The sequence below is a fragment of the Microbacterium sp. IEGM 1404 genome (genome assembly GCF_030056775.1).
Taxonomy (GTDB): Bacteria; Actinomycetota; Actinomycetes; order Actinomycetales; family Microbacteriaceae; genus Microbacterium.
In genome coordinates this window covers 978,255-995,201 of the sequence record NZ_JASHKP010000001.1, presented here as the reverse complement: position 1 = coordinate 995,201, position 16,947 = coordinate 978,255, and the positions used below count along the sequence as shown (strand labels likewise).

The 16,947-nt window shown below is 68.9% G+C and carries 11 protein-coding genes and 1 tRNA gene; 1 reads left to right on the top strand and 11 read right to left on the bottom strand.

Translation table 11 applies throughout. From position 1 onward, the window contains the following. The first annotated feature begins 18 nt into the window (after nucleotides 1-18). Entirely contained in the window at nucleotides 19-453 is a 435-nt protein-coding gene (locus QM517_RS04980; protein WP_077050072.1) for a hotdog fold thioesterase, read from the top strand. Nucleotides 454-505: 52 nt separating this feature from the next. Here QM517_RS04980 and QM517_RS04975 read toward each other — a convergent pair whose 3' ends face one another. From QM517_RS04975 to QM517_RS04925, 11 genes are all read right to left on the bottom strand, one after another. Beyond that, a complete protein-coding gene (locus tag QM517_RS04975) occupies nucleotides 506-1,126 on the bottom strand; it encodes an ANTAR domain-containing response regulator (RefSeq protein WP_076490530.1) in 621 nt (206 codons plus the stop codon). A 125-nt stretch (nucleotides 1,127-1,251) separates the two neighbouring features. Then, nucleotides 1,252-1,334: transfer RNA gene (locus QM517_RS04970), tRNA-Leu, on the bottom strand. Nucleotides 1,335-1,409: 75 nt separating this feature from the next. After that, nucleotides 1,410-2,855, bottom strand: coding sequence for a pyruvate kinase (pyk, locus tag QM517_RS04965; RefSeq protein WP_077050073.1), 1,446 nt, complete (start codon nucleotides 2,853-2,855; stop codon nucleotides 1,410-1,412). Between the two features lie 55 nt (nucleotides 2,856-2,910). After that, nucleotides 2,911-4,377: a glutamate synthase subunit beta gene (locus QM517_RS04960; protein ID WP_077050074.1), complete on the bottom strand. Its 1,467-nt coding sequence runs from the start codon at nucleotides 4,375-4,377 to the stop codon at nucleotides 2,911-2,913. Beyond that, nucleotides 4,370-8,947, bottom strand: coding sequence for a glutamate synthase large subunit (gene gltB, locus QM517_RS04955; protein ID WP_283285593.1), 4,578 nt, complete (start codon nucleotides 8,945-8,947; stop codon nucleotides 4,370-4,372). Before gltB ends, QM517_RS04960 begins: the two co-directional genes overlap by 8 nt. 52 nt (nucleotides 8,948-8,999) lie before the next feature. Further along, nucleotides 9,000-10,004, bottom strand: coding sequence for a prolipoprotein diacylglyceryl transferase (gene lgt / locus QM517_RS04950; RefSeq protein WP_077050076.1), 1,005 nt, complete (start codon nucleotides 10,002-10,004; stop codon nucleotides 9,000-9,002). Nucleotides 10,005-10,014: 10 nt separating this feature from the next. After that, nucleotides 10,015-10,806: a tryptophan synthase subunit alpha gene (trpA, locus tag QM517_RS04945; RefSeq protein WP_283285591.1), complete on the bottom strand. Its 792-nt coding sequence runs from the start codon at nucleotides 10,804-10,806 to the stop codon at nucleotides 10,015-10,017. Further along, nucleotides 10,803-12,128 carry a tryptophan synthase subunit beta gene (gene trpB / locus QM517_RS04940; protein ID WP_308208887.1) on the bottom strand — a complete coding sequence of 442 codons (1,326 nt, stop codon included), beginning with the start codon at nucleotides 12,126-12,128 and terminating at the stop codon, nucleotides 10,803-10,805. Before trpB ends, trpA begins: the two co-directional genes overlap by 4 nt. Nucleotides 12,129-12,133: 5 nt before the next feature. Further along, nucleotides 12,134-12,910 (bottom strand): indole-3-glycerol phosphate synthase TrpC, encoded by a 777-nt coding sequence (gene trpC, locus QM517_RS04935; protein ID WP_283285587.1) that lies wholly within the window; start codon nucleotides 12,908-12,910, stop codon nucleotides 12,134-12,136. A gap of 2 nt (nucleotides 12,911-12,912) precedes the next feature. Further along, nucleotides 12,913-13,143, bottom strand: a complete 231-nt coding sequence (locus QM517_RS04930) for a DUF6704 family protein (protein ID WP_283285585.1) — start codon at nucleotides 13,141-13,143, stop codon at nucleotides 12,913-12,915. A gap of 114 nt (nucleotides 13,144-13,257) precedes the next feature. After that, nucleotides 13,258-16,938, bottom strand: coding sequence for a beta strand repeat-containing protein (locus tag QM517_RS04925; RefSeq protein ID WP_283285583.1), 3,681 nt, complete (start codon nucleotides 16,936-16,938; stop codon nucleotides 13,258-13,260). Between the last annotated feature and the right edge of the window lie 9 nt (nucleotides 16,939-16,947).

Sequence of the window (16,947 nt, the reverse complement as noted above, 5' to 3'; positions counted from 1 at the left end):
GGCTCCTCGAAGGCGACGATGACCTCCACGACACCCGACACCACGTCCGGCCTCGACTGGGCGAAGGAGCGCGGAATGGGCGCCCTCGCCGAGAAGATGGGCATCGAGTGGGTCGAGTTCTCGGTCGAGCGCAGCGTCGCCACGATGCCCGTCGAGGGCAACACGCAGCCGGTCGGCCTCCTCCACGGCGGTGCGTACGTCGTCCTCGGCGAATCCCTCGGCTCGATGGCTGCGAACCTCTACGCCGGGTCCGGCAAGCTCGCGGTCGGAATCGACATCAACGCCACGCACACGCGCTCCGCAACCTCCGGCATCGTCACCGGCGTGTGCACGCCCATCCACCTCGGTCGCTCGCTCACCGTGCACGAGATCGCGGTCACGGACGAGCAGGGCCGCCGCTGCTCGACCATCCGGATCACGAACATGATCAAGGACGCCCCGGCCCCGGCCTGAACAGAAGAATGGATGCCACCGGAGTGGCATCCATTCTCGAAGAATCGGGCGATCAGGCCTTCTTGGGGGCCAGCTGCTCGATGATGGCCTTCGCCACGTCCTGCATCGTCAGGCGACGGTCCATCGACGCCTTCTGGATCCACCGGAAGGCCTCGGGCTCGCTCAGCCCCATCTTCTCGTTGAGGAGACCCTTCGCGCGATCGACGAGCTTGCGGGTCTCGAAGCGCTCGACCATGTCGGCGACCTCCGCCTCGAGCGTGATGATCTGCTCGTAGCGGGCCAGGGCGATCTCGATCGCGGGCAGCAGGTCGTTCGGCGTGAAGGGCTTCACGACGTACGCGAGCGCGCCGGCCTCGCTCGCCCGCTCGACGAGTTCCTTCTGGCTGAAGGCCGTGAGCAGCACGACCGGGGCGATGTGGTTCTTGCTCAGCTTCTCAGCCGCGCTGATGCCGTCGAGCTGCGGCATCTTGACGTCCATGATGACGAGGTCGGGACGCAGTTCGGTGGCCAGCTGCACGGCGGTCTCACCGTCACCGGCCTCGCCGACGACGTCGAAGCCGTTGTCGCGGAGGATCTCGACGATGTCGAGGCGGATGAGCGACTCGTCTTCCGCCACGACGACACGGCGGGGGGCGGTGGGCGCGCTCACCGGCGCGGCTTCGTGATCTGTCACGGTTCCATCCTAAGACTGTGGCTGCAAGGATCACGCGAACGGTGATCCCGGACTGCGGCGCCGACGAGCACCGCGGGGGAAAAGGATACCTGGTCGACTCCGGACGGGAGTCGGCTCATCCATCGTGCCGGTGGTGGGACTCGAACCCACACGCCCTTGCGGACAGAGCATTTTGAGTGCCCCGCGTCTGCCATTCCGCCACACCGGCAGGTGTTCTGCGTCCCCAACCTACCCGGCGGGAACGACGACGCGCGCCGGCGGAACCGGCGCGCGTCGCCCTGGATCAGTTCTCGCGGTAGACCGGAGCCGCGCCGTGCACAGCGTCACCCACGCGGTGCACGCGCAGGTCGTTGGTCGAACCGACGATTCCGGGAGGGGAACCCGAGATGACCACGACCTTGTCGCCGACCTTGGCCAGGTCGTGGGACAGCAGGTAGTCGTCCACCTGCAGGTACATCTTGTCGGTGTGCGACACGTGCTCGACCAGGGTCGAGCGCACGCCCCACGTGAGCGCGAGGCGACGGCGGATGCCGGGCTCGGGCGTGAACGCGATCATCGGGATCGTGGAGCGCAGACGCGACATGCGGCGCGCCGAGTCTCCCGACTCGGTGAAGACGCAGAGGTACTTCGCGTCGACGAAGTCGGCGACCTCGACGGCGGCGAGCGTGATGGCGCCACCCTGCGTACGCGGCTTGTTGGTGAGGGGCGCGATGCGCTCCAGGCCGTGCTCCTCGGTGGACTGCACGATGCGGGCCATCGTCTCGACCACGACGACGGGGTACGCGCCCACGCTCGTCTCGCCCGAGAGCATGACCGCGTCGGCGCCGTCGAGCACCGCGTTGGCGACGTCGCTGGTCTCGGCGCGGGTGGGCACCGGGTTGGTGATCATCGATTCGAGCATCTGCGTCGCGACGATGACGGGCTTCGCCATGCGGCGCGACAGCTCGACGGCGCGCTTCTGCACGATCGGGACGGCCTCGAGCGGCAGTTCGACGCCGAGGTCGCCGCGGGCGACCATGATGCCGTCGAACGCGTCGATGATCTCTTCGAGGTTGTCGACCGCCTGCGGCTTCTCGATCTTGGCGATGACCGGGATGTACCGACCCTCCTCGCCCATGATCTCGTGCACGCGCTCGATGTCCTTGGCATCCCGCACGAACGACAGCGCGATGAGGTCGGCGCCGGCGCGCAGGCCCCAGCGCAGATCGGCCTCGTCCTTCTCGCTCAGCGCGGGGACGTTCACGGCCACGCCGGGCAGGTTGATGCCCTTGTTGTTGGACACCGGGCCGCCGACGATCACCTTGGTGGTCACCACGGTGCCGTCGGTCTCGACGACCTCGACGCGGACCTTGCCATCGTCGATGAGGAGGAAGTCGCCCGGCTTGACGTCGTGGGGCAGGCCCTTGAACGTCGTACCGACGATCTCCTTCGTGCCGAGGATGTCCTCGACGGTGATCTTGAAGATGTCGCCGGGGGCGAGGTCGTGCGGGCCGTTCTCGAACTTGCCGAGGCGGATCTTCGGACCCTGGAGGTCGACGAGGGCCGCGACCGGGCGGCCCGCGTCCTCTGCCGCCTTGCGCACGTTGGCGAAGTTGGCGTCGTGCACGGAGTAGTCTCCGTGGCTCAGGTTCAGTCGGGCGACGTCCACCCCGGCATCGATGATGGCGCGAACCATCTCATACGACGACGTGGCGGGGCCGAGGGTTGCGACGATCTTGGCGCGTCTCATCCGTTTTCAAGCTCCGTGAGGATATTCGGGAAGTGGCCGATCGGCCCTTGCCAGCTTAGGCGGGCAAGAGGCCGATGGCGACATCGGTCGGGCGTACGGGTGCCGGGAGCACCGTCTCGCCCATGAGGAACGTGTCGACCTCGGCGGCCGCGGCACGGCCCTCGGCGATCGCCCACACGATCAGCGACTGTCCGCGCCCGGCGTCACCGGCTACGAACACGCCGGGAGCGGTCGTGGCGTAGGTGGCGTCGCGCTCGACGTTCCCGCGCGAGGTGAACTGCGCACCCAGCTGCTGCTCGAGGTACTCGCGCTCGGGGCCGGTGAAGCCCATCGCGATGAGCACCAGGTCGGCGGGGATCTCACGCTCGGTGCCGCTCTTGGGCACGCGGCGTCCGTCGACGTACTCGGTCTCGGCGACGCGCAGAGCGCGCACCTCTCCCGCCCCGTTGCCGAGGAATTCGACCGTCGAGGCGAGGAACGTGCGCTCCCCGCCCTCTTCGTGGGCGGAAGCCATCTCGAACAGGTTCGGCATCATCGGCCACGGCTGGTCCATCGGACGCTCGGTGGGCGGCTGCTTGCCGATCGCGAGGTTGGTGACGCTGAGCGCCCCCTGGCGGTGCGCCGTGCCGATGCAGTCGGCGCCGGTGTCACCGCCGCCGATCACGACGACGTGCTTGCCGTGCGCGGTGATCTGCTGCGGAACCTGGTCGCCCGCGACGGCCTTGTTGCCCTCGACGAGGTACTCCATCGCGAAGTGCACGCCGTCGAGGTCGCGACCCGGGATCGCCAGGTCACGCGGGACGGTCGAGCCGGTGGCCACCACGACGGCGTCGTAGCGGGCACGGAGGTCGCTCCACGAGATGTCGGTGCCGATCTCGACGCCCGCGCGGAAGCGCGTGCCCTCCGCCTGCATCTGACGCAGGCGCAGCTCGAGATGGCGCTTCTCCATCTTGAAGTCCGGGATGCCGTAGCGCAGGAGTCCGCCGATGCGGTCATCGCGCTCGTACACGGCGACCGTGTGGCCGGCCCGGGTGAGCTGCTGAGCGGCCGCGAGGCCGGCGGGACCCGATCCGACGACGGCGACCGTCTTCCCGGTGAGGCGCTCCGGCGGCTCGGGCTCGACCCAGCCGTTCGAGAACGCCTCGTCGATGATCGAGACCTCGACCTGCTTGATGGTCACCGCGGGCTGGTTGATGCCCAGCACGCACGAGCTCTCGCACGGCGCGGGGCAGAGGCGCCCCGTGAACTCCGGGAAGTTGTTCGTCGCGTGCAGGCGCTCGATCGCCGAGCGGCCCTCGCCGCGCCACGTGAGGTCGTTCCACTCGGGGATGAGGTTCCCGAGCGGACAGCCCTGGTGACAGAACGGGATGCCGCAGTCCATGCAGCGCCCGGCCTGGCGGCGCACGACGGCCGGGTCGCCCGGCTCGTACACCTCTTTCCAGTCCATGATCCGCACGGGGACGGGACGACGCGGCGGAAGCTCCCGCTGCGTGGTCTTCAGAAAGCCCTTCGGGTCAGCCACCCGTCACCTCCAGAATGCGCGTCCAGACGACGTCGCCGTCGGGGTCGAGCCCCTCGGCGACAGCCTCCTGGCGGGTCTGCAGAACAGCGGCGTAGTCGCGCGGCAGCACCCGGACGAAGTTCTCCACCTCGGCGTCGAAGTCCGCGAGCAGACGACGGGCCAGCGTGGAATCGGTCTCGGCGACGTGCTTCTCGAGCAGGTCGCGCAGGATCTCGGCATCCCCCGATCCGAGGGGACCGAGTTCGAGCTCACCGGATGCCACGGCCTCACGGTTCACCAGGTCGGTGTCGAGCTTGTAGACGTACGCCTGCCCCCCGGACATGCCGGCACCGAGGTTGCGGCCGGTCGCACCGAGGATCACGGCGAGACCACCGGTCATGTACTCCAGCGCGTGGTCGCCCACGCCCTCGACGACCGCGGTCGCACCGGAGTTGCGGACGAGGAATCGCTCCCCCACGACGCCGTTGAGGAACATCTGTCCCTGCGTGGCGCCGTACCCGATGACGTTTCCGGCGATGACGTTCTCGGACGCGTCGAACGTCGAGCCGCGCGGCGGACGCACGACGATCTTGCCCCCGGAGAGACCCTTGCCGACGTAGTCGTTCGAGTCGCCCTCGAGGCGCAGCGTGATGCCCGAGGGCATGAACGCGCCGAACGACTGCCCCGCGGACCCGGTCAGGCGGACGTCGATCGCGCCGTCCGGAAGCCCGTGCTCGCCGTGCGCCTTGGTGACGTGGTGGCCGAGCATCGTCCCGACCGCGCGCGCGGTGTTGCGCACCGGCAGCTCGATCGTGATCCGGCCGCCGTGTGCGACGACATCCTGCGCGCGCTCGATGAGCTGCACGTCGAAGTGCTCCTCGAGCTCGTGGTTCTGGTTGCGGCCGTGGCGACGCGGCTCGTCCTCGGCGAAGCGCGGGCCCTCGAGGATCGGGGCGAGGTTGAGACCCCGCGCCTTCCAGTGCTCCACGGCGCCGTTGACGTCGAGGAGTTCGGTGCGGCCGACGATCTCGTCGATCGAGCGGTAGCCGAGGGCGGCGAGGTACTCGCGCACCTCCTGCGCGATGAACTCCATGAAGTTCACGACGTACTCGGCCTTGCCGTTGAAGCGCTGGCGCAGGACCGGGTTCTGCGTCGCCACGCCCACGGGGCAGGTGTCGAGGTGGCACACGCGCATCATGATGCAGCCGGAGACGACGAGCGGCGCGGTCGCGAAACCGAACTCCTCGGCGCCCAGGAGTGCGCCGATGATCACGTCGCGACCGGTCTTCATCTGACCGTCGACCTGAACGACGACGCGGTCGCGCATGCCGTTGAGCATGAGCGTCTGCTGCGTCTCGGCCAGGCCCAGCTCCCACGGCGTACCCGCGTGCTTGAGCGAGTTCATCGGGCTCGCACCCGTGCCGCCGTCCTGCCCGGAGACGAGGATGACGTCGCTCAGCGCCTTCGCCACACCCGCCGCGACCGCGCCGATGCCCGACTGGCTCACGAGCTTGGTGTGGATGCGAGCGGACGGGTTCGCGCGCTTCAGATCGAAGATCAGCTGCTTGAGGTCTTCGATCGAGTAGATGTCGTGGTGCGGCGGCGGGGAGATGAGTCCGACGCCGGCCGTCGCGTGACGGGTGCGCGCGACCCACGGGTACACCTTGGTCGGCGGCAGCTGACCGCCCTCGCCGGGCTTGGCGCCCTGGGCGAGCTTGATCTGGATGTCGTCCGCCTCGGTGAGGTACAGACTCGTGACACCGAATCGACCGGATGCCACCTGCTTGATGGCGCTGCGACGCTCGGGGTCGAGCAGACGATCGACGTCTTCGCCGCCCTCGCCGGTGTTCGACTTGCCGCCGATGCGGTTCATCGCGATGGCCAGGGTCTCGTGCGCCTCCTGGGAGATCGAGCCGTAGCTCATCGCTCCGGTCGAGAAGCGCTTCACGATCGACGACACCGACTCGACCTCGTCGATCGGCACGGGCGGCCGCTGGCCGGTGCGCAGCGAGAACAGGCCGCGCAGCGTCTTGAGCTCGTGGGCCTGGTCGTCGATGAGCTTGGTGTACTCGCGGAAGATGTCGTACCGGCGCTCGCGCGTGGCGTGCTGCAGACGGAACACCGTGTCCGGGTTGAACAGGTGCGGTGCGCCGTCGCGGCGCCACTGGTACTCGCCGCCGGTCCACAGACGTTCGTGGGCGCGAGCTGCGGCATCCTCGGGGTAGGCGTACTCGTGGCGCGCGGCGTTCTCGGCCGCGATGACGTCGAGTCCCACGCCGCCGAGCTTGGTCTCGGTGCCGGTGAAGTAGGCATCCACGAATTCGCGCGAGAGGCCGACGGCCTCGAACACCTGGGCGCCCGCGTACGACGACACGGTCGAGATGCCCATCTTCGACATGATCTTCAGAACGCCCTTGCCGAGCGCGTAGATCAGGTTCTTGACGGCCTTCTCGGGCGTGACGCCCGTGATGAAACCGGCGCGCACGAGGTACTCGACGGTCTCCATGGCCAGGTACGGGTTCACCGCCGAGGCGCCGTAGCCGATCAGGGTCGCGATGTGGTGCACCTCGCGCACGTCACCGGCCTCGACCACGAGACCGACCTTCATGCGGGTCTCTTTGCGGATGAGGTGGTGGTGGACCGCGGCGAGCATGAGCAGCGACGGGATCGGCGCGAGGTCCTTGTTCGAGTCGCGGTCGCTGAGCACGATGAACTCGGCGCCGTCCTCGATCGCGTGGTCGACCTCGGAGCACATCTGCGCGATGCGCTTCTGCATGCCCTTGTGGCCGGCCTCGACGCGGTACAGGCCGCGGATCGTCACCGACGAACGCCCCGGCAGGGCGGTGTCGATGTGCTGGATCTTGGCGAGCTCGTCGTTGTCGATCACGGGGAAGTCGAGCGTCACGGTCCGGGTGTGCTCCGGACCCCAGTCGAGGAGGTTCCGCTCGGGTCCGAGACCCAGCGACAGCGACGTGACCACTTCTTCGCGGATCGAGTCCAGCGGCGGGTTCGTGACCTGCGCGAACTGCTGCGTGAAGTAGTCGAACAGCAGCCGCGGACGGTCGCTGAGCACCGCGACGGGGGCATCGCTGCCCATCGCGCCGAGCGGCTCCGTGCCGTTCTGACCCATGGGGGTCAGCAGCAGGCGCACCTCTTCCTCGGTGTAACCGAAGGTGCGCTGACGACGCGTGATCGAGGCGATGGGGTGCACGATGTGCTCGCGCTCCGGGAGCTCGGACAGGCGCACGCGGCCGGCATCCAGCCACTCCTGCCACGGCTCGAGCGCCGCGAGCTGCTGCTTGATCTCCTCGTCCTCGACGATGCGGCGCTCCGCCGTGTCGACGAGGAACATGCGACCGGGCCGCAGGCGGCCGCGGCGCTTGATCCGCTCGGGCGCGAAGTCGAGCACGCCGGTCTCGGAACCGATCACCACGAGGCCGTCGGTCGTCTCGGTCCAGCGGCCGGGGCGCAGTCCGTTGCGGTCGAGCGTCGCACCGACGAGCGTGCCGTCGGTGAAGATGAGCGCGGCCGGACCGTCCCACGGCTCCATCTGCATCGAGTGGTAGTCGTAGAAGGCGCGCAGATCGGGGTCGATCGTGGCCTGCTTCTCGTACGCCTCGGGCACCATCATCATGATGGCGTGCGGCAGGCTGCGACCGGTGAGCGTCAGGAGCTCGAGAACCTCGTCGAAGGATGCCGAGTCGCTCGCGCCATCGGTGCAGATGGGGAGCAGCGGGCGCACGTCGCCGATCAGCTCGGACTCCAGCTGCGACTGCCGCGCGCGCATCCAGTTGCGGTTGCCCTTGACCGTGTTGATCTCGCCGTTGTGCGCCAGCATGCGCAGCGGCTGCGCCAGCGGCCAGGACGGGAACGTGTTCGTCGAGTAGCGGGAGTGCACGACGGCGAGCTCGGAGGCGAAGCGCTCGTCCTGCAGGTCGGGGTAGAACGGCTCGAGCTGCAGCGTCGTGACCATGCCCTTGTACCCGAGCGTGCGGCTGGACAGCGACACGAAGTACGCGTCGAGCTCGTGACGCGCGCGCTTGCGCAGCCGGTAGACGCGGCGGTCGAGCTCGATGCCCGACAGCGCGGCCTGATCGCCGACCGCCGGGTGCGACACGAACAGCTGCTCGAACGCGGGGCGCGCCTCGAAGGCGAGCTTGCCGAGGTTCTCGGGCTCGGTGGGGACCTCGCGCCAGCCGAGCACCGTCAGGTTCTCGGCCGCGGCGAGCCTCTCGATGCCGGCCTTCTGCGCTTCCCGCTCCTCGTGACCGAGCGGCAGGAAGACGAGACCCGCGGCGTACTCCCCCACCGGCGGCAGGTCGAAGTCGACGACCGCGCGCAGGAACGCGTCGGGCATCTGCGTCAGGATGCCCGCGCCGTCGCCGGTACCGGCATCCGATCCGATGGCACCGCGGTGCTCGAGGTTGCGCAGCGCCGTCAGCGCCAGGTCGATGATGTCGTGCCCGGGCTCACCGCGAAGGGTGGCGACCATCGCGAGGCCGCAGGCGTCCTTCTCGAATGCCGGGTCGTACATGCCCTGCCGGGCGGGGAAAGCGCCGCCGACGGCGCCGGAACGGGAGCTCGAAGCCATACCAACCGTCCTCACGTTGATGCTGCGAATGGGACGACGTCGGCCCAGGGAGTTACTTCGTGGCGGGGCTGCTTGTGGCGCTGGTGCCGACGGTGTCGTTCGTCGCGGGCGGCTCGCTCACGTCGACGAAGTCAGTGGGGTCGGTCGAGTCTACAGCCCCGGGAGCCTTGCTCTCGCGCCCCGGCTGGTACGGCGAGGGCTCGAGACCGTGGTGTCGGCGCGTCTGCACGATGAAGATGGCGATGCCGAGCAGGACGCCGAAGATCGCGGCCCAGACGTTGGTGCGCAGGCCCAGGATGATGTCGCTGGGGTCGATGCGGATGGATTCCCAGACGATACGGCCCGCGCTGTACCAGACGAGGTACACCGCGAACTGCTTGCCCCACTGCAGCGTGAAGCGCTTCCCGACCCACAGGATGACGGCTGCGCCCAGCAGGTTCCAGATGACCTCGTAGAGGAAAGTCGGCTGGAAAAGCGTGCCCTCTGGCAGTCCGACGGGGATCGCCGAGTTGGGGCGGGCGATCTCGAGACCCCACGGGAGGTCGGTCGGCTGGCCGAAGAGCTCCTGGTTGAACCAGTTGCCGAAGCGTCCCATCGCCTGCGCGATGATCAGGCCCGGGGCCAGCGCGTCCGCAAAGGTCCAGAACCGGATGCCGGTCCACTTGCAGCCGAGCCACGCGCCGAGGGCGCCGCCGATCAGGGCGCCGTAGATGGCGATGCCGCCCTCCCAGATCGCCCACACCGAACCGGGCTGGAACGGGTTCCAGGGGTTGGAGCCGGGGCCGAAGTAGAAGCCCAGGTGGGTCACGACGTGGTAGATCCGCGCGAACACGATCGCGATCGGGACCGCCAGCAGGCAGATGTCGATGACGACCCACTTCTCGGCGCCGCGACGCGTCAGACGCGCGTTCGTGAGGAACACCGCCACGATGATGCCCGCGACGATGCACAGGGCATAGAAATGGATGCGCAGGGGTCCGAGGTCGATGTACGAGATCGAGGGGCTCGGGATGCTGGCGAGCACGCCGGAGGCGGCGCTCGAGAGGGCGAACGTCATGCAGACGAGTCTAAGCGCGCCGCGCCGTACCCTCCGACAGCTCTCGTGCGAGGCTCCGCAGGGCGTCGACGCCGCCGTCGCGCAGGGCCTTCACGAGAGCGGTGCCGACGATCGCGCCGTCCGCGTACTCGATCACGCCGGCGACCTGCTCGGCGTTGGAGATGCCGATCCCCACGCACGCGTGGGCGGCGCCGTGCGCGCGCAGACGCTCGACGAGGCCGCGGGCCGCGGCATCCAGCTGCGCCCGCTCCCCCGTGATGCCCATCGTGGACACGGTGTACACGAAGCCGGTCGAGGCGCGCACGATCATGTCGAGGCGCTCGTCGGTCGAGGTCGGGGCGGCGAGGAACACGCGGTCGAGGCCGGTGCGCTCGCTCACGGCGATCCAGGCGGAGGCGGCGTCGGGAGTGATGTCGGGCGTGATGAGGCCCGCGCCTCCCGCGGCGAGCAGGTCGTCGGCGTAGCGCTCGACGCCGTACTGCTCGACGAGGTTCCAGTACGTCATCACGAGCACCGGCACGTCGGTGCGCGCCGTGACCTCGCGGATGATCGTGAACAGGTCGCGCATGCGGAAGCCGTTGGCCAGAGCCGTCTGGGTGGCTTCCTGGATGACGAGGCCGTCCATGACGGGGTCGCTGTAGGGCGGTCCGAGCTCGATGACGTCCGCACCGGATTCGGCGAGGGCGACGATCGCCTCGATGCTCGTGGCGACGTCCGGGTAGCCCGCCGGAAGGTAGCCGACGAAGGCGCCGCGTCCGGCCGCGTGGGCGGTGTCGATCGCGGCCGAGACGCGCGAGGTCACAGCTCGACCCCCGCACCGCTGGCGGCGTCCGGAGCGGGCGTCACGTCCACCGGTGAACCGGGAGCGGATGCCACGGCCTCGGCGCCCGCGGTCTGGGCCGGGTGGCCCTCCGGGGCGGGCGCGTGCTCGGCGTCGTAGAGGTCGAAGTAGCGGGCGGCGGTGTCCATGTCCTTGTCGCCGCGACCGGAGAGGTTCACCGCGATGACGGCATCCGGGCCGAGCTCCTTGCCGATGCGGAGGGCACCGGCCAGGGCGTGGGCCGACTCGATCGCCGGGATGATCCCCTCGGTGCGCGAGAGCAGGCGCAGGGCCTGCATCGCCTCGTCGTCGGTCGCCGGGATGTACTGCGCGCGACCGATGTCCGCGAGCCACGCGTGCTCCGGACCGACGCCCGGGTAGTCCAGGCCCGCGGAGATCGAGTGGGACTCGGTGGTCTGGCCGTCCTCGTCCTGCAGCACGTACGTGCGGGCGCCATGCAGTACACCCGGCCGGCCGCGCTCGATGGAGGCCGCGTGCTTCGGGGTGTCGACACCGTCTCCGGCCGCCTCGACGCCGTAGAGCGCGACGCCCTCGTCATCCAGGAACGCGTCGAACATGCCGATCGCGTTCGATCCGCCGCCGACGCACGCGAACACGGCGTCCGGGAGGCGGCCGAGGCGCTCGAGGAACTCGGCGCGCGTCTCTTCGCCGATGATCTTCTGGAAGTCGCGCACCATCGCGGGGAACGGGTGGGGACCTGCGGCGGTGCCGAAGATGTAGTTCGTCGTCTCGACGGTCGAGACCCAGTCGCGGTAGGCCTCGTTGATCGCGTCCTTCAGGGTGCGCGAACCGGTCGTGACCGGCACGACCTCGGCACCGAGGAGGCGCATGCGGGCGACGTTGAGCGCCTGACGCTCGGTGTCGACTTCTCCCATGTAGATGACGCAGTCGAGGCCGAACAGCGCCGCGGCGGTCGCGGTGGCGACGCCGTGCTGGCCGGCGCCGGTCTCGGCGATCACGCGCGTCTTGCCCAGGCGCTTGGTGAGCAGCGCCTGACCGAGGACGTTGTTGATCTTGTGCGAACCGGTGTGATTGAGGTCTTCGCGCTTGAGGAAGACGCGTGCGCCGCCCGCGTGCTCCGCGAACCGCGGCACCTCGGTGAGAACCGAAGGACGACCGGCGTAGTCGTGCAGGAGGGCTTTCAGCTCGGCGAGGAACGCGGGATCGGCCATCGCCGCCTCCCACACCTCGGTGAGCTCGTCGATCGCGGCGATCAGCGATTCGGGCATGTAGCGGCCGCCGAAGTCGCCGAAGAACGGCCCCTTCTGGTCGCGCAGGCTCACGGTGGTCATGCAGTCTCCTGGAGGAACGCGCGCAGGGTCGCGACGGGATCGCCGGTCACGAGCGCTTCGCCGACGAGCACGACGTCGGCGCCGGCGGCGCGGTAATGGGCCACGTCGGCGGGGGCGAGGACGGCCGACTCGGCGATCTTCACGGCATCCGCGGGGAAGCGGTCCGCCAACGAACCGAAGAGGTCGCGGTCGAGCTCGAAGGTCGACAGGTTCCGGGCGTTGACGCCGATGAGCTTCGCGCCGAGGTCCGCCGCCCGCTCCAGTTCGTCTGCCGAGTGCGTCTCGACGAGGGCCGTCATGCCGAGGTCGGTCGTGAGCGCGTAGAGCTCGGACAGGGTCTTCTGATCGAGGGCGGCGACGATGAGCAGCACGAGATCGGCGCCGGAGGCACGGGCTTCGAGCACCTGGTACGGCGTCGCGAGGAAGTCCTTGCGGAGCACCGGGACGGACACGGCCGCGCGCACCGACTCGAGGTCGGCGAGGCTGCCCTTGAACTTCCGGCCCTCGGTCAGTACCGAGATGGCCGACGCGCCGCCCTCTTCGTACAGGCGAGCCTGGCGTGCGGGATCCGGGATCGCCGCGAGGTCGCCGCGCGACGGGCTCGCGCGCTTGACCTCGGCGATGATCTTCACCCGGTCGGCCGGGGCGAGCATCGCGAGCGCGTCGCGCGCGGGGGTCTGCGCGAGGGCGTCGCGCTCGACCTCGGCCACGGGCCGCGTCTCGGCGCGCCGTTCGGCGTCTTCTACCGCTCCGGCCGTCAGATCGGCCAGCACGGTCAGTGGGCCTTCGGGTTCGACTTCGCGCCGTTGGCGCCGTAGCCGGCCTTTGTCATCGCCCAGCCGACGATGGCGCCCACCAGAAGCAGACCCACCGAGGCCCAGACGAGGACCGGCATGTCGAACCAGAAGAACAGCGTGCCCAGCGTGATCGCGAGGAGCATGATGATCACGGCCGTCCAGGCGGCGGGCGAGTGTCCGTGGCCGGGATCGCCGATGGGGTTGCTCATGGATCTCCTTCGAGTCGCGCGCGGGCGCGGGGAACAGCGTGGGACCAGTCTATCGAAACGTGCGGGGGCGGCCGGTGCCGATGGCTCGACGTCGACCCATGGGCGGTCGCGCGCTCAGTTCGGGCTCGTGATGCCGCCGGTCGCGTACCGCACGACGAGGTTGGTGCCGGTGACGCTTCCGCCGTCGGCGACCTCGATGCCCTTCCAGGGGTACTGGTCGGGTGGGATGTTGAAGGAGCGGGAGAACTTCGCTCCGACGCTGTCGTCGTAGAGCGAGGTGAACGTCACCGGAGACGCAGTGGTGCCCTGAACCACCAGGGAGCCGCCGACCGTCAGCTGGGCGTCGCGGAGGTTCTTCACCACTGTCCCGGCGGGTGCGGTGACCGTGACACCCGGAGCGATCGTCAGGGAGTCGAAGACGAGCTGGGGCCCCGAGGCCGGCAGAGTCCAGTTCTCGACGAGCGTGCCGCCGTACCCGAAGAATCCGGCCTTGCCTCCGACGACGGTGTTCCCGGTCAGCGTGCTGGGGCGGAGTCGGGCGTCCGTGATCTGGAGGGTGATGCTGCTGTCGTACCCGGTGATGTGATTGTCGGTGACCGCGAGCTGCGATGCGGTGGTGCTCCGCGAGGAGATCTGCATCGTGGAGGAACTTGTGTTCCCGGTCACCGTCACGGGGAAGGCATACGCGGGTCCCTCGGGGCGTTCCACCGAGAGTCCACGAAGTGTGTTGTCGGTGACCGTCACGGGACCCTTCGCGTTCTTCGAAGAGATGCCCCAGACATCCGACGACGTCACCCGCATGGAGGCCGCCTGGTCGCCTCGCAAGCTTCCCCACATTCTCGTGTGGTCCAGGGAGACGCTTCCGCCGGCGGCGACGGTGATGCCGTTCCACCCCGTGGACAGTTCGCCGTTGTACTCGGTGAACGAGACCGGGGTCGCTGCCGTGCCCTGGGCTACGAGGGATCCCTCGATCGTGAGGCCTTCCTCCTCGCCGAACTCCTGCGTGGTTCCGGCCGGTGCCGTGAGCGTCGCCCCTGCAGCGACGGTGAAGTTCCCCTGGAGCACATCCTGATCGGTCGGGCGGAGAGTCCAGTCCTCGACCAGGGTCCCGCCGTAAGAGATCCGTCCCGAGGGCGTCGTATTACCCGTCGCGTTGCTGGGGCGCAGCTGCGCGTCGATGATTCGCACGCTGAACAGTGAAGGGGAACCGGTGATGTTGTTCCCGGTGATCACGATCGGGACGGCGGTCGCAGAGGTATTGAGCGACGAGACATAGAGCCCGCCGGCAGAGATCGTGTTCCCGGAGATGTTCACCGCGGACGTGTAGGCAGCGCCGTCCGGTCGGCTGACGTCGATCTGGTCCCTGGAGACAGTGTTGTCCGCGATCGTGACGGTCCCACTCGTGCCATCGGAAGTGATCCTGCCGTCTGTGGTCGACGAGGTGACCGTGACGGATGCCGCCCCCGATGCAAGCACTCCGACCAGGCCGTAGGACACGCGCACTCGGTCGAGGCTGATCGTCCCTCCGTCGGTGACGCGGATGCCATCCCAGTCGCGGCCCGGCGCCGTCGTCGTCCCGTCGGTGTCGCCGCCTGCGGTGTCGTCGTGCACCGAGGTGAACGGGATGGGCACAGTCGCGGTGCCCTGGGCCACGAGCGACCCGGCCACAGCGAGCGCGGCGTCGTCGCTGAACTTGACGATCGCGCGGCCGCTCACCGTCAAGGTCGCACCCGCGGCGACGGTGATCGGTTTGGTGACGACATACACGGTCGTGACTGTCGGTGCCCACGTCGTATTCGTGGTGATATCACCGTTGATGAACACGGTGGGTGCTCCCGGAACCGAGGCGTTTCCGCTCGTCCTGGTCGATGACACATAGCCGGCCTTGATCGCGGTGACCGTGACGGTCAGGTCTGCCCCCGCGTCGGTGTTTCTGACCGTGTAGGTCTTCGCGGTCGCGCCGGTGATCGCGACTCCGTTCCGCTGCCATTGGTAGGTGTAGGAATCGGGCGCGGGCGACCACGCGCCCGTTGATGCCGTCACCGTCGCGCCGGGCTCGAGAGTTCCCGTGATGCTCGGCGTCGGCGTCGTGGTGAAGACGCCCAGAATGGTCTTCGCCGCGCTGGTCCGGGTGAGCGTGGTGTACCCCGCCTTCGTCCCGGTGACCGCCAAGCGAACCTGCGCCCCCCGATCGGCCTCGACGAGAAGGTACGAGGCGCCCGTCGCGCCGTCGATCGGGGTGCCGTTCCGTGTCCACTGATAGCTGAGTCCGTCGGGCTGCGGTGACCACGTCCCCGTGACTCCGACCAGCGTGCCTCCGACCTGCGCAGATCCGGTGACGGACGGGGTGGGCGCAGTGGCGAAGGTACCGGCGATCGCTGTCATCGCCGTGCTGGTCAAGGGTGTGCGCGTGTACCCCGTCTTGATGGCCGCCGCGGTCACGGTGATCTCTGCACCGACGTCCGCTGCTCCGACCGTGTAGGTCGAGGCGGTCGCGCCGGAGATCGCTGTGCCGTTCCGCCGCCACTGATAGGTGAAGTAATCCGGGGTCGGCGCCCACGTCCCCGTCGAGGCCGTGAGCACGGAACCCACTCTCGGGTCCCCACTGATGGTGGGTCTCGCCGTGGTCGTGAATCGCTGCGTCGGCACGCTCTGCGTCACGCTGACGCGGGTCGTCGGCGCGTACCCGGATGCCGACGCCGTGACGGAAACGCTGAGGAGGTTCCCGGCATCCGCCGTGCTCAGTTGATACGTGGATGCCGTGGCACCGCTGATGGCGGCGCCGTTACGCGTCCACTGGTACGTGAACGCGCTAGGCGTGGGTGTCCAGGTGCCCGGTACGGCGGTGACGGTCGATCCGACCGTGACCGATCCGCTGATGGTGGGCGTCGGTGCCGTTGCGAAGGGGCCTGGCGTCGGGGTCCGTTCGGCACTGATCGTGGTCGTCGTCGTGTAGCCGACCTTCGTCGCTGTGACACTGACGGTGATCTTCCTGCCGTTGTCTTCAGGTGCGAGGAGGTAGGTTCTCGCGGTCGCGCCGGGGATCGCCTGCCCGTCGCGGTTCCACTGATAAGTGAGGGATGCGGGCGAGGGAACCCACGTTCCCGCGGCGGCGCTGAGCGTCGACCCGACGAGCGTCTTCCCGGAGATCGTCGGGTTCGGCGCGGTCGTGAAGGCGCCGGCGACGGCCGTCCTCCCTGTACTCGTGCGCGCTGCAGACGTGTACCCGGCCTTGGCGGCCGTGACGGTCACCGTGATCTTCTTGCCGAGCTGCGCGGGCGTGAGGGTGAATGTTCTCGCGGTTGCCCCACTGATCGCGGACCCATTCTGGTTCCACTGGTAGCCGAAGGCGTCGGGAGTAGGGGTCCACGTGCCCGTGGCCGCGGTCAGGGTGGAACCCACCGAGATCGACCCCGTGAAAGTCGGGGTGGGCGCCACGGAGAAGACGCCGGAGACGGCGGTCCGACCCGTGCTCGTTCTGGCCGTCGTGGTGTAACCGGTCTTGCGGGCAGTGACGGTCACCGTGATCTTCTTGCCCACGTCGGCCGCGCTCAGCGTGAAGGTCTTCGCGGTGGCTGAGAGGATCGCCGCGCCGTTGCGGTTCCACTGGTAGGTGAAGGTGTCGGGGGTCGGTGTCCATGTTCCCGTGGCCGCGGTGAGCGTGGAACCCACCGAAATGGCCCCGCTGAACGTCGGGTTCGGCGCAGAAGTGAAGGCAGCGGCGGCGGTGGAGGCCGTGGATGCCGCCATCGCCGCGGGAGCGGCGCCGAGGCTCAGGACCGCGACGATCAGCATCGCGACCGC